A 13,050-nucleotide genomic window follows, 5' to 3' on the forward strand; every position below is an offset into this window, starting at 1 on the left:
CATCTGATTTGGGGCGGCGCCATCGCCGTCCGACATGGAGAACATCGTCCATTCGCTCGTTAGCGGTTATGGGCTTGTTCGGATATTATTTATCCGTATTCTGAATGAATGACCGATACAGTCGCCCTTTTCCAGGCTTTCATCCGCGTCGTCGAAGCGGGCTCATTCACCCGTGTGGCCGAGGAGCAGAATTCCAGCCAGCCGACCGTCAGCCGCCAGGTGGCAACGCTGGAAGACCATCTTGGCATCCGGTTGTTCACCCGCACCACGCGCAAGCTGACGCTCACCGATGACGGTCGCAGTTTCTATGAGCGCGCCAAACTGGCGCTGGAAGCCGTTGCCGAGGCCGAGGGCGCGGTGGGACGACGCCGGGCCAGACCATCAGGCACGTTGCAACTGGCCCTCCCCGTGGTGTTCGGACGGCTGCGGGTGATCCCGCATCTGAAGGGATTTCTGGCGCGCTACCCGGACGTCAGCGTCGACCTCGTGATGAATGACGGCTTCAGCGACCTCGTGGAGGACGGCATCGATCTCGCGATCCGCTCCGGCGTCGTGACCGACCCGAACCTGATCGCCAGGAAGATCGGCGTGACACGCCGCATCCTGGTGGCGTCACCGTCCTATCTGCGCGGCAAGACACTGCCTGCGCATCCGAACGATCTCATCGGGCATGATTGCCTCCCCTATACGCGCTTCACCGGCGGAGTGACCTGGCGCTTCGAAAGTCCGGACGGCCCGATCGCCATCGAAGCCAAGGGACCGGTGCGCACCCAGAGTTCGGAAGGCATCCGCGAAGCCGTGATGTCCGGTCTCGGCATCGGCTTCGTACCGATCTGGCATTTCACCGATGAGATAGAGACCGGCCGGCTCAAAGTGCTGCTTGAAGCCTTCGAACCGAAACCGGTGCCGATCAGCGCGGTCTATCCCTCGCGCCGTTTCGTCCCGCAGAAAACCCGCGCCATGATCGATTACCTGGAAACGCAATTCGCGATGGACCCGACGCTGAATCCGAAGCGGGTGTAGCCGGTCACACTCAGCCACAAGGTCGTCATTCCCCGACACACCAATTGGTGTGTCTGAGGACGCGCTCTTGCGCGGACCCGGAATCTTTTGGTGTTCATCACTCCGGGATTCCGGGTTCGCGTCCGCCAAGAGCCGGCCGCGCCCTCAGCCACTCCAATTGGAGTGGCGGGGAATGACGGGTTAAACAGCCTCCTCTCTCATTCCAAATCGCAATAATCTTCTCGCGTGCTGCATCTACCTCCACGCCTCGGCATCCCTATCTGTTCCCGACCAGCATCACGGGGAATTCCAGATGGCGAAGCGTCAGTTGAAGCTCGGGGCCTTCATGCGCCCGATCAGCATCCATACCGGCGCATGGCGCTATCCGGGTGCGGTACCCGACGCCAACTTCAACTTTCCCTTCCTCAAGCAGATGATCCGCAAGCTCGAGGCCGGCAAGTTCGACGCCTTCTTCATGGCCGATCATCTTGCCGTACTGAACATGCCCGTCGAGGCGCTGAAGCGCAGCCACACGGTGACGTCGTTCGAGCCTTTCACGCTGCTGTCGGCGCTCGCTGCCGTCACCGATAATATCGGCCTCGTCGCCACCGGCTCCACCACCTTTGACGCGCCCTATCATGTCGCCCGCCGCTTCGCGTCGCTCGATCACATCTCGGGCGGACGCGCCGGCTGGAATATCGTGACAACGTCGAATCCCGATGCGGCGCTCAACTTCGGCCTGGACGATCACATGGAACATGCCGAGCGCTACAAGCGCGCGCGCGAATTCTACGACGTCGTCACGGGGCTGTGGGATTCCTTCGCCGACGATGCCTTCATCCGCAATGTCGAGACCGGCATCTTCATGGATCCCGAGAAGATGCATGTGCTCGATCACAAGGGCGAATATCTCTCGGTGCGCGGCCCGCTGAATATCGCCAGGCCCGTGCAGGGCTGGCCGGTGATCGTGCAGGCCGGCGCATCGGAAGACGGCAAGCAACTCGCCGCTGAAACCGCGGAAGCCGTGTTCACCGGCGGCGGTCCGATCGGCGATGCCCGAAAGCTCTATGCCGACATCAAGGGCCGCATGGCCGCGCTCGGCCGCGACCGCGACCATCTTAAAATCCTGCCCGGCGCCTTCGTGGTGGTCGGCGACAGCGTGGATGAAGCCAAGGAGAAACGCGCGCTGCTCGACAGCAAGGTGCATTACGCCAATGCCATCGCCTCGCTTTCTATCAACCTCGGCACCGATGCGTCCGGCTTCGACCCCGATGGCCCGCTGCCCGAGATTCCCGAAACCAATGCCAGCAAGAGCGGCCGCGAGCGCGTCATCGCCCTCGCCCGGCGCGAGAACCTGACCGTGCGCCAGCTTGCCCAGCGCCTCGGCGGCTATGGCGGCTCCGCCTTCGTGGGCACGCCCCAGACCATCGCCGACGAGATGCAGGAATGGCTGGAAACCGAGGCTTCCGACGGCTTCAACATCATGTTCCCCTACCTGCCGGAAGGGCTGAACGACTTCGTCGACCGGGTGGTCCCGGAACTCCAGAAGCGCGGGATTTTCCGCACGGAGTATGAAGGCCGGACGCTCCGGGAGAATTTGGGCCTCCCGCGGCCCGAAAACCGCTTCTTTCCGGGTTAAGAGGCGCAAATCCCCGGATTTACCACCCCGGAAAACCTTGACTTTGGGGCGTTCGGGGCTAGGTTGCGCCCCAACACGGCCAGTGCTCTGGCTGTCACCCGATTCCTGACATTCAGAGGTTCACCATGGCCAAAGCGGTCACCATCAAGATTAAGCTCGTTTCTACCGCGGACACCGGCTTCTACTACACCGCCAAGAAGAACTCGCGCACCATGACCGACAAGATGGTCAAGAAGAAGTATGACCCGGTCGCGCGCAAGCACGTCGAATTCAAGGAAGCCAAGATCAAGTAAGCGCTGAATACAGCTGCTGACGGATTTTGAACGGGGCCCTTTCGGGCCCCGTTTTCTTTTGACCTCTCCCCGCTCTTGCGCGGGGAAAGGTCAAGCAACAAGCCCGGCCCAATTGTTTCAATTTGAGCGATCTGCGCAGCGCCGTGTTTACCCTGCCACAACTATGGCGGGCACGCGCCGCCGATTGAAACGGTCTTCAAGTTCATTCGTGCGACAAGCCGGTATTATTCGACGCAATTGATTTGTACCGGGAGCGACCCTTGTCTTTCCGCGACACAGACACGACGGCTGGCCAGTTCACGTCTGCGGTGTCTCTGGCGGGCGTCTTCGTCCGCTACGCATTCTATTTTTTCGGAATGATTGTCTTCGGGCTCATCGCCTTCGGGGTGATCTGGCTGTGGGGCAATCGCGTCCAGGTGGTGCAGGACAAGCCGGCCTTCAGGATCACTGACGGCAGCTACACCCGGTTGCCCGTCACCTCCGACATCGTCAGCAGCGGGTTGCTTGGCCGTGTCGAGATCATGCAATACGGCACTTTGCAGACCAGCACGACGGGTCTTGCGATGGCGATCTCGTTTCCGCCGTCTGGCAGCATTCAGACGCCGCCCGGACTTGATCTGCGCAATGCGAGATTGCTGCGCGACGTGAACTATCAGACGCTCTCGACGCATTACGATCTCGAGACCCGCTACGGCCCCGTTCACGCCGTGGAAATGCGCATCCAGGTCGACGGCCGCTGGAAACAGTGCCTCGCCTTCAGCTCGCGGTTCGATACGAGAGCTCTGTATATGGCCGGCTGGACCTGCGATGCCACCGGCAGCAAGCCGGGCGCTGACGCCCTCGCCTGCACGCTCGACAAGCTCGTGATCGACAAGCAATTGCCAACAAAGGAAGCCGACGCATATTTGCGGCCACGCATGAGCCGGCCGGCTTATTGCAGCGCCCGACTGGTCACGCAGACTTTCGATACGGGATCGCGCCCGATCTCGCCGCCGTCGCGATGGTCGCAGCCGTCAGCGCGAACGCGTCTCTGATAGTAACTTAGGCGGCCGCCGCGACCACGCGGTTGCGGCCGTCATGCTTGGCGCGATACAGCGCCACGTCGGCACGCTTGAGTACGTCGGCGACGGGCTCGCCCTTCTTCTCCAGCGTCGACAACCCGATCGAGATCGTGACCTCGATGCGCTTGTTGCCCTTGTCGATGGAGAACGGCTCGCCGGCGATCGAACGACGCAGACGCTCGGCCACCATGCTGGCGACATGCATGTCGGTCTCGGGCATGACGATGACGAATTCCTCGCCGCCGTAACGGCAGGCCAAATCGATGCCACGGATCGACTTGCGGATACGCACGGCGAATTCGCGCAGCACGTCGTCACCGCAGTCGTGACCGTGGGTGTCGTTGATCGACTTGAAGAAGTCGATGTCGAGCATCATCAGCGCCAGCGGCTTGCCGCGGGTGGCCGCCTGCTCTGCCAGTGTCTCCAGATGGCTTTCCATATAGCGCCGGTTATGCAGCCCGGTGAGCCCATCTGTGATCGCGGCTTCGATGGAGTGCTGCACGTTGTCGCGCAGATGATCGGTATAACGGCGACGGCGCACCTGCGTGCGGGCGCGGGCCAGCAATTCGTTCTTGTCCACCGGGCGCATCAGGTAATCGTTGACGCCGATCTCGAGACCGCGCAGCAGCCGAGGATTGTTATCGGCATCGGCAATCGCGAGAATCGGAATCTGCCGCGTACGCTCCAGCGAACGCGCCTGGCTGCACAGCCGCAATCCGTCGTAATTCTCGAGGCTCAACGAGACGATGAGCAGATCGTAATTGCCCTCGGCGGCATGAAACAGCGCCTCGGCCGGATTGGGTTCGACATCGACGGTGTGTTCGGCCGACAGGACCGGCGCCAGCCGCTCATAGGACGATGGACGATCGTCGACCAGCAGGATGCGTCCGCCCACACCCAGATCAGACACGGCGCTGCGCTCGGGCGCCTGCACGCCGATTTCCAGCGAGGTGATGGCGCGCATGCGCAGCTCATCGGTCATCATCTTCAGACGCGTCAGCGAGCGCACGCGCGCCACCAGCACAGCATCGGCGACAGGCTTGGTGAGGAAGTCATCGGCGCCGGCCTCGAGACCGCGCACGCGATCCGACGGCGAATCCAGCGCGGTGACCATGACCACCGGAATGAAATGCGTCTTCGGATTGGCCTTCAGGCGACGGCAGACCTCGAAGCCGTCCATGTCGGGCATCATGACGTCGAGCAGGATCAGGTCGCATTCGGAACGCGCGCAGACTTCCAGCGCCTGTGCGCCGTTGGACGCGGTGATGACGTCGAAATACTCCGCCGAGAGACGGGCTTCCAGAAGCTTCACGTTGGCGGGGATGTCATCGACGACAAGAATACGCGCTGACATATAGGGAACTCCCTAACCGATAAACCGACGCACGGTTTCGATAAATTTTCCGACCGAAATGGGCTTTGACAAATAGGCTTCGCAGCCGCCTTCGCGGATACGTTCTTCGTCGCCCTTCATGGCGAAGGCTGTGACGGCGACGACGGGGATCATGCTGATCGCAGGATCCTTCTTGATCCAGCCGGTCACTTCGAGACCGGAGACCTGCGGTAGCTGAATATCCATGAGAATGAGATCGGGGCGGAGCGAGCGGACAAGATCGAGCGCTTCATAGCCATTGCTCGTGCCGACAGTCTGGTAGCCATGGGCTTCCAGAAGGTCACGGAAGAGCTTCATGTTGAGCTCGTTATCCTCCACGATCAGGACGGTTTTTGCCATCCGCCCTCCAATCCCGAATCCGAGCGCTCTTGTTTCGCGGGACATCATTGCCCTGCGTCACCGGCCATGTGATGTCCGAAGCGAACTTCCAAATTCACTTCGGCCACCCCGCCGAAGTGCCCGTGTACCGCGCGTATCCACCAACTGGAATCGCCCCGGTGACTCGGGCATGATGATTTAAAATAGAGACGATAAGTTACGGAAAGGCAAACACGCGTGATGAAAAAGCCCCAGCGCCACCCCAGCGAAGTCGCTGAAATCGTTGCGATTCAGGCGCTGTCCTTCGTTGCCGGTGAACCCGAGCGGCTGGGCCTGTTCCTGTCCGAGAGCGGAATCGGTCCGGAGACTCTCCGCTCGGCTGCAAAGGACCCGCAGTTCCTCGTCAGTGTGCTCGATTTCGTGCTGCGCGACGACGAGACCGTGCAGGCCTTCGCTGCCTCCTCACAGTTGCATCCGACCACCATTGCCGCCGCGCGTCAGGCGCTGGGCGATCCCCGCACGGAGCGCGACATCCCGTGACCGCCTCCCCGTCAGAGCTGAGCGGACCGCACTGCTTCTGCCGGGATTGCCTTGTGGATCTGGATGTTCGCGTCAAGCGCTGCACCGCCTGCGGATCGCCGCGCCTCGTGCGGCACCGCGCACTGCCGTCGCTGACGCTGGCGCATATCGACTGCGATGCCTTCTACGCGACCGTCGAGAAGCGTGACAATCCCGATATCCTCGACCAGCCCGTCATCATCGGCGGCGGCAAGCGCGGCGTGGTATCCGCGGCCTGCTATATCGCGCGCACCTATGGCGTGCGTTCGGCGATGCCGATGTTCAAGGCGCTCGATCTCTGCCCCGACGCCGTCGTGGTGCGACCCGACATGGCGAAATACGTTCGCGTCGGCCGCGAGGTGCGCCATGCCATGCAGGCGTTGACGCCGCTGGTCGAACCACTGTCCATTGACGAAGCCTTTCTCGATCTCTCAGGCACGCAGCGCGTGCACGGCATGATCCCGGCCAAGGTACTGGCGAAATTCGCTGCCGATATCGAACAAACTGTCGGCATCACTGTCTCGGTCGGCCTGTCGGTGAACAAGTTCCTCGCCAAGATCGCCAGCGATCTCGATAAGCCGCGCGGCTTCGCAACGCTCGATCAGGAAGACGCCGTGGCGATGCTGGCGGACAGGCCCGTCAACTTTATCTACGGCGTTGGACCTGCGACCGCAGAGAAACTCTCGCAGCGCGGTTTTCGCAAGATCAGCGATCTGCAGCGCGCTGACGAGACCGACCTGATGAAACAGTTTGGCGGCGAAGGCCGCAGGCTGTGGCGTCTCGCGCGAGGCATCGACGATCGCCTCGTCGTCGCCGATCGCGGCGCCAAGACGATTTCGAATGAGACGACGTTCAACGAAGACATCCGCGACTTCGCCACGCTGGAAAAGATCCTGTGGCGGCTGTCGGAAAAGGTCTCGTCACGGTTGAAGAGCAGCGAATTGTCAGGCACGACGGTGACGCTGAAACTCAAGACCGCGGATTTCCGCCAGCGGACCCGCTCGCAGTCGATCCAGTCGCCGACGCAGATGGCGGCGCGTATCTTCGATATCAGCCGCGAGATGCTGGCCAAGGAAATCGACGGCACCGCCTTCCGCTTGATCGGCACCGGCGTCAGTGCCCTCAAGCCGGGCGCGGAAGCCGGCGACGACAATATGCTCGACCGCCGCTCGTCTCATGCGGAACGTGCGATGGACGCACTGAAGAAGAAGTTCGGCAATGCCGCGGTGATCCGCGGTATCGCCTATGACGGGCCGGAGAAGCCAAGGACATAATCCCCATAGGGATTGCGAACTTGTGATTGTGCCCGGGCTTCCCACGCTGTGGTGGCCGTGAGATGGTCGAATATGGATCTTTGTCGACTCCTGAAATTCTTTCTAGCGATTGTCGTGACCATCGGCCTCTCGGTGGCGCCGGTGGTGACTCCGGCGGCTGCCAAGGGGCCGTCGGCCACGATGACCGACATGTCGGCGATGTCCGAAGACATGCCCTGCTGCCCATCCGAACCGAAGAGTAAGGATTGTCAGGACTGTCCGCTTCTCGCGATTTGCGTGTTGAAAGCCGCCCAGGCGGGGCCCTCCCTGGCACCACCCCTGACCGTTCGCCACGCCGTCCGAACGTACCACTCGGTGCTGAACGACGTGTTTGCCGATGGTATCAACCGCCCACCTCCAGACCACCCTCCTCGCATTTCGATCTGAGCGGCGCTGAGCGCCGTCGCTGCCGCGTGCCCCTGGCGCGCGGATGACGCATGCCGTTCGCGGCACATCAGATTCAATCGAGGATACCAAACCATGAAGACGTCTAACTCCCCGCGCGCCTTCCGGGCTGCGTTGATCGCTGTCGCTTTGGGCAGCGCAAGCACGGCTGCACTGGCTGACATCAAGGACTACACGTTCGAGCTCGTCGATCAGTCCGTTCAGGCCGGCCCCGACAAGATCATCACCGTCCGCCTGATGAACACCAGGACCGGCAAGCCCGTGCCGGATGCTGTCATTTTCGCAACCCGTCTCGACATGGCTCCTGACGGTATGCAGGAGATGGCCACCAAGGTCACCCCGGTATCAGGGGCCGAGCCCGGCACCTACAAGTTCAAGGCCACTTTCGGAATGGCCGGTCGCTGGCAGCTTTCTCTGGGCGCCAAGGTGCAGGGAGAAACCGGCTCCGTCGAGAACAAGCTCGTCATCACGGCGCAAAAATGAACCGCGCTGTTTTAGCTGGTACCGCCGCCGCGTTCATCGCCGCGGCGGTAGGTGGATTCATCGTCGCGCAGCGGCCGTTGACGCACGCCCTCGCTTTGGTCACCCCCGTCGATGCGCAGGAAGCCCGCGCGCCTATCTACTATCAAGATCCGGACGGAAAGCCGGCTTACTCGCTGACGCCGAAGAGAACGGCATCAGGTCGCGACTACCGCGCCGTGCCCGCCGGAGCCGATGTCAGCTTCGAAGACCTCGCGGAGACCATGCCGATGCCCGAGCCAATGTCGGCGGGCACCGGCATGAGCCGCAAGATCAAGTATTACCGCAATCCGATGGGGCTGCCGGACACGTCGCCAACGCCGAAGAAGGACTCCATGGGGATGGATTACATCCCGGTCTTCGACGGCGACGATTCCGACGATGGATCAGTCAAGCTCTCTCCGGGCAAGATACAGCGCACGGGCGTGAAGTCCGAGCCAGCCGCCAGGCGGGTGATCCGGACGACGATCCGCGCACCCGGCACGATCCAGCTCGACGAGCGGCGCATCTCCGTGATCTCGATGCGCGCGGAAAGCTGGGTGCAGAAGGTTGCCGATGTCACCACCGGCACGAAGGTCCGCAGCGGACAGCCCCTGATGGATATCTACAGCCCCGCGATCTCGTCCGCTGCGGCGGAATATGTCGCCACCATCACGTCGAAGACGACGGGCAGCGACGGACTGTATGGGCGCGGGTCGCGTCAGCGGATCATGAATCTCGACGTTCCGGAGACGGTGATTGCCGAAATCGAGAAGAACCGCATCGTCCCGATCTCCATCGCGTGGGCCGCACCGCGGGACGGCATCGTTCTCGAACGCAACGCCATCGAAGGGATGCGGGCGCAACCCGGCGACATTCTCTTTCGTATCGCCGACACATCGCTCGTCTGGGCGATGGTCGATGTCGCGGAGCGCGATCTTGGAGCCATCTCCGTTGGGCAGCCGGTGAACGTCCGGACGCGCAGCCTCTCCGGCAGGCAGTTTTCAGGCAAGATCAACGTGATCTACCCGCAGGTCAATCGCGAGACCCGGACGACACGCGTCCGTATCGAACTCACGAACACCGATCTCGCTCTGCTACCTGACATGTATATCGACGCTTCGATCGAGACCGGAAGTATGGATCCGGTGGTATCCGTCCCGGAAAGCGCTGTGATCGACACCGGCACCCGGCAATCGGTGTTCATTGACAAAGGACAGGGCCGCTTCGAACCGCGCCGCGTCGAACTCGGTCGTCGCGGCGACGGCTATGTCGAAATCCGCGAGGGGGTCGCAGACGGCGAACCAGTCGTCATTTCGGCCAATTTCCTGATCGATGCAGAAAGCAATCTGAAGGCCGCGCTGAAGGGCTTTTCCGACGCGAGGAGCCCGCAATGATCGCCCGTATCATCGCATGGTCGGCGCGCAATCTGCTGCTGGTGTTGTTCGGCACGGGGTTCGCCGCAGCCGCTGGCATCTACGCGCTGGCGCATCTACCGCTCGACGCCATCCCGGATCTCTCCGACACGCAGGTGATCGTTTATACCGAGTATCCCGGCCAGGCGCCGCAGGTGATCGAGGATCAGGTCACCTATCCGTTGACAACGGCAATGCTCACGGTGCCGAAGTCGAAAGTGGTGCGCGGATTCTCGTTCTTCGGCGTGTCGTTCGTCTATGTCATCTTCGAAGACGGGACCGACATCTACTGGGCCCGATCGCGCGTTCTCGAATTCCTAAACGGAGCCACGTCCCGCCTGCCTGCCGGCGTCACGCCGACGATGGGCCCCGACGCCACCGGCGTCGGTTGGGTCTATCAATACGCGGTGATGTCCAAGGAATTGAACCTTGCCGATACGCGGGCGATCCAGGACTGGAATCTGAAGTTTGCGCTCGCCAAAGCCGAAGGCGTCGCCGAAGTCGCCAGCGTCGGTGGCTTCGTCAAACAATATAACGTCGTGCTCGATCCGCTTCGGATGCGCGACCTCGGCATCACGATGCAGAAGATGCGCGATGCCATCCGCGCCAGCAACGCCGATGTCGGCGGTCGCACGGTGGAGCTGTCCGAATTCGAATATGTCATCCGCGGCAAGGGCTATCTGAAGTCGATCAACGACCTCGGCAATGTCGTGCTCAAGACGAACAACGGCACGCCGGTCCTGCTCCGCGATGTCGCGCGCGTCGAACTGGGCCCCGACGAGCGGCGTGGCATTACCGAACTGAACGGCGAAGGCGAAGTCGCCAGCGGCATCGTGCTGCAGCGCTTCGGTGTCAACGCGCTCGATGTCATCGAGAACGTCAAGAAGCGCTTCAAGGAGATCGCCAGCAGTCTGCCGAACTCCGTCGAGATCGTTCCGGTTTACGACCGCTCGAACCTGATCAACGCCGCCATCGCCACGCTCAAGCACACGTTGCTGGAGGAAAGCGTTGTCGTCGCATTGGTCTGCATTTTATTCTTGCTGCATGTCCGCAGTGCCCTGGTTGCGATCCTGATGCTGCCGGTCGGCGTGCTGATGGCGTTCGGTGCCATGAAGTTGCTCGGTCTTGGCTCCAACATCATGAGTCTCGGCGGCATCGCGATTGCCATAGGCGCCATGGTCGATGCCGCCATCGTCATGATCGAGAACGCCCACAAGCATCTCGAACGCGCGGATCCCGGCAAATCACGTGTCGAGGTCTTGATCGAGGCAGCCTCCGAAGTCGGCCCGGCGCTGTTCTTCAGCCTGTTGATCATCACCGTGTCGTTCATGCCGATCTTCACGCTGGAATCCCAGGAAGGACGTCTGTTCAGCCCTCTGGCATTCACCAAGACGTTTTCGATGGCAGCCGCCGCCATCCTGTCGGTGACGCTGGTCCCGGCCCTGATGATCATCTTCGTTCGCGGCAGGATCGTTCCGGAACACAAGAATCCGATCAACCGCTTTTTGATCTGGGTCTACCGGCCTGTCATCACTGTCGTGATGCGCGCGAAGACGCTGGTCGTCCTGCTCGCGCTCGCCATTCTCGCGGCGAGTGTCTGGCCGGCACGTCAGCTCGGGACCGAGTTCATGCCCAGTCTCAACGAGGGCACGCTCATGTATATGCCGACGACGCTGCCGGGCATCTCCGTCACCAAGGCCGGCGAGCTGCTGCAAATGCAGGACAGGATCGTCCGGTCGTTTCCGGAGGTCGCTTCGGTCTATGGCAAGGCGGGGCGCGCTGCCACGGCGACTGATCCGGCGCCCTCCGAAATGTTCGAGACAATCGTCAACCTCAAACCGAAGGAAGAGTGGCGATCCGGTCTCACGGTCGATGGACTGATTGCCGAGATGGACAAGGCGCTGCAGTTTCCGGGTGTGTCGAATGCCTGGACCATGCCGATCAAGGCCCGCATCGACATGCTGTCGACAGGCATCCGCACGCCCATCGGCGTGAAGGTGATCGGCACCGACCTCGTCGAGATCGACCGGCTTGCCAAGCAGATCGAGCAGGTGCTCAAGACGGTACCGGGCACGTCATCGGCCTATGCCGAGCGCGGTATCGGCGGCTACTATCTCGATGTGACGCCGGATCGTGAGGCATTGGCGCGCTACGGCATCATGATCCAGGACGTCCAGGACGTGATCGGAACCGCGCTCGGCGGCCAGACGGTGACGACGACCGTGGAAGGCCGGCAACGCTTCACCGTCAACATGCGGTACTCCCGCGACCTCAGAGACAGCCCACAGGCCATCGCCAGCGACGTGCTGGTGCCGATGCCCGGAGGTGGTGCGGTCCCGCTCGGCGAAGTGGCCAAGATTGCGCTCGCGAGAGGGCCGACGTCGATCCGGACGGAGAACGGACAGCTGGCCACCTACATCTATGTCGATATCCGCGACCGCGACCTCGGCGGCTACGTGGCCGACGCGCAGCGCGCGGTCCAGGCGAGCATTCAATTTCCGCCCGGCTACTACGTGATGTGGAGCGGCCAGTACGAATATCTTGAACGGGCTACGGCGCGCCTGAAGATCGTCGTGCCGGTGACGCTGTTGATCATCTTCCTGTTGCTGTATCTGAACTTCCGGTCGATCACCGAAACGATGATCGTCATGCTGTCGCTGCCGTTCGCGCTGGTCGGTGGCCTCTGGCTGATGTGGTGGCTGGGCTTCAACCTGTCGGTTGCCGTCGTTGTCGGCTTCATTGCGCTGGCCGGCGTTGCCGCCGAGACCGGCGTGGTGATGCTGATCTATCTGAACCAGGCATTGGCCGCGATCCAGGCCCGACGGGACATTGAAGGACGACCGCTGACGCGCAACGACCTGTACGACGCCATCATGGAAGGAGCGGTCGAACGCGTCCGTCCCAAGATGATGACGGTGGTTGCCATCATGGCGGGCCTGCTGCCGATCATGTGGAGCACCGGCACCGGCTCGGAGATCATGCAGCGCATCGCGGTGCCGATGATCGGCGGCATGATCTCGTCGACGCTGCTGACACTGATCGTGATCCCGGCGATCTATGCCATCGTTAAGGGCTATCGGCTGCCCCAGTCCGGTTTGATCCCGGCAGAAGGGATAGTGCCCGTGACCAGATAGCCGGAGCCTGCAGGACGTGTT

Annotated in this window: 11 protein-coding genes; 9 read left to right on the forward strand and 2 right to left on the reverse strand. The window is 61.9% G+C overall.

Annotation, left to right across the window (positions count from 1 at the left end; translation table 11 throughout):
* The first annotated feature begins 108 nt into the window (after positions 1–108).
* The 4 genes from AB8A27_RS13455 to AB8A27_RS13470 all read left to right on the forward strand — a co-directional run bounded on the left by AB8A27_RS13455 (position 109) and on the right by AB8A27_RS13470 (position 3,968).
* Positions 109–1,023, forward strand: a complete 915-nt coding sequence (locus AB8A27_RS13455) for a LysR substrate-binding domain-containing protein (RefSeq protein WP_441242337.1) — start codon at positions 109–111, stop codon at positions 1,021–1,023.
* 292 nt (positions 1,024–1,315) lie between these two features.
* Positions 1,316–2,641 (forward strand): LLM class flavin-dependent oxidoreductase, encoded by a 1,326-nt coding sequence (locus AB8A27_RS13460; protein WP_441242338.1) that lies wholly within the window; start codon positions 1,316–1,318, stop codon positions 2,639–2,641.
* A 125-nt stretch (positions 2,642–2,766) separates the two neighbouring features.
* A complete protein-coding gene (rpmG, locus tag AB8A27_RS13465; RefSeq protein ID WP_211908954.1) occupies positions 2,767–2,934 on the forward strand; it encodes a 50S ribosomal protein L33 in 168 nt (55 codons plus the stop codon).
* Between the two features lie 260 nt (positions 2,935–3,194).
* Positions 3,195–3,968: a hypothetical protein gene (locus AB8A27_RS13470; RefSeq protein ID WP_441242339.1), complete on the forward strand. Its 774-nt coding sequence runs from the start codon at positions 3,195–3,197 to the stop codon at positions 3,966–3,968.
* Between the two features lie 7 nt (positions 3,969–3,975).
* Here the strand turns inward: AB8A27_RS13470 and AB8A27_RS13475 are convergent, their stop codons facing one another.
* Entirely contained in the window at positions 3,976–5,349 is a 1,374-nt protein-coding gene (locus AB8A27_RS13475) for a PleD family two-component system response regulator (protein ID WP_441242340.1), read from the reverse strand.
* Positions 5,350–5,361: 12 nt separating this feature from the next.
* Complete coding sequence (locus AB8A27_RS13480; RefSeq protein WP_068732379.1) at positions 5,362–5,727, reverse strand: response regulator; 366 nt, start codon at positions 5,725–5,727, stop codon at positions 5,362–5,364.
* A gap of 219 nt (positions 5,728–5,946) precedes the next feature.
* Here AB8A27_RS13480 and AB8A27_RS13485 point away from each other — a divergent pair, with 219 nt between their 5' ends.
* The 5 genes from AB8A27_RS13485 to AB8A27_RS13505 all read left to right on the forward strand — a co-directional run bounded on the left by AB8A27_RS13485 (position 5,947) and on the right by AB8A27_RS13505 (position 13,029).
* Positions 5,947–6,246: a DUF3572 domain-containing protein gene (locus tag AB8A27_RS13485; RefSeq protein WP_441242341.1), complete on the forward strand. Its 300-nt coding sequence runs from the start codon at positions 5,947–5,949 to the stop codon at positions 6,244–6,246.
* Positions 6,243–7,538 carry a DNA polymerase IV gene (locus tag AB8A27_RS13490; protein WP_441242342.1) on the forward strand — a complete coding sequence of 432 codons (1,296 nt, stop codon included), beginning with the start codon at positions 6,243–6,245 and terminating at the stop codon, positions 7,536–7,538. Before AB8A27_RS13485 ends, AB8A27_RS13490 begins: the two co-directional genes overlap by 4 nt.
* Before the next feature lie 519 nt (positions 7,539–8,057).
* On the forward strand, positions 8,058–8,465 hold the full coding sequence (locus AB8A27_RS13495) for a FixH family protein (protein WP_441242343.1): 408 nt from the start codon (positions 8,058–8,060) through the stop codon (positions 8,463–8,465).
* The gene (locus tag AB8A27_RS13500; protein WP_441242344.1) at positions 8,462–9,877 is read left to right on the forward strand and encodes an efflux RND transporter periplasmic adaptor subunit; all 1,416 of its coding nucleotides are present in this window, start codon (positions 8,462–8,464) and stop codon (positions 9,875–9,877) included. Before AB8A27_RS13495 ends, AB8A27_RS13500 begins: the two co-directional genes overlap by 4 nt.
* Positions 9,874–13,029: an efflux RND transporter permease subunit gene (locus AB8A27_RS13505; RefSeq protein WP_441242345.1), complete on the forward strand. Its 3,156-nt coding sequence runs from the start codon at positions 9,874–9,876 to the stop codon at positions 13,027–13,029. Before AB8A27_RS13500 ends, AB8A27_RS13505 begins: the two co-directional genes overlap by 4 nt.
* The last annotated feature ends 21 nt before the right edge of the window (positions 13,030–13,050 follow it).

The organism is Tardiphaga sp. 768_D3_N2_1, assembly GCF_052076105.1.
GTDB lineage: Bacteria > Pseudomonadota > Alphaproteobacteria > Rhizobiales > Xanthobacteraceae > Tardiphaga.

Bases quoted from the DNA above. Each gene is read 5' to 3' on its own strand.
- AB8A27_RS13455 (WP_441242337.1), top strand. From the start codon at position 109: ATGACCGATACAGTCGCCCTTTTCCAGGCTTTCATCCGCGTCGTCGAA.
- AB8A27_RS13460 (WP_441242338.1), top strand. From the start codon at position 1,316: ATGGCGAAGCGTCAGTTGAAGCTCGGGGCCTTCATGCGCCCGATCAGC.
- rpmG (WP_211908954.1), top strand. From the start codon at position 2,767: ATGGCCAAAGCGGTCACCATCAAGATTAAGCTCGTTTCTACCGCGGAC.
- AB8A27_RS13475 (WP_441242340.1), bottom strand. From the start codon at position 5,349: ATGTCAGCGCGTATTCTTGTCGTCGATGACATCCCCGCCAACGTGAAG.
- AB8A27_RS13480 (WP_068732379.1), bottom strand. From the start codon at position 5,727: ATGGCAAAAACCGTCCTGATCGTGGAGGATAACGAGCTCAACATGAAG.
- AB8A27_RS13485 (WP_441242341.1), top strand. From the start codon at position 5,947: ATGAAAAAGCCCCAGCGCCACCCCAGCGAAGTCGCTGAAATCGTTGCG.
- AB8A27_RS13495 (WP_441242343.1), top strand. From the start codon at position 8,058: ATGAAGACGTCTAACTCCCCGCGCGCCTTCCGGGCTGCGTTGATCGCT.
- AB8A27_RS13500 (WP_441242344.1), top strand. From the start codon at position 8,462: ATGAACCGCGCTGTTTTAGCTGGTACCGCCGCCGCGTTCATCGCCGCG.
- AB8A27_RS13505 (WP_441242345.1), top strand. From the start codon at position 9,874: ATGATCGCCCGTATCATCGCATGGTCGGCGCGCAATCTGCTGCTGGTG.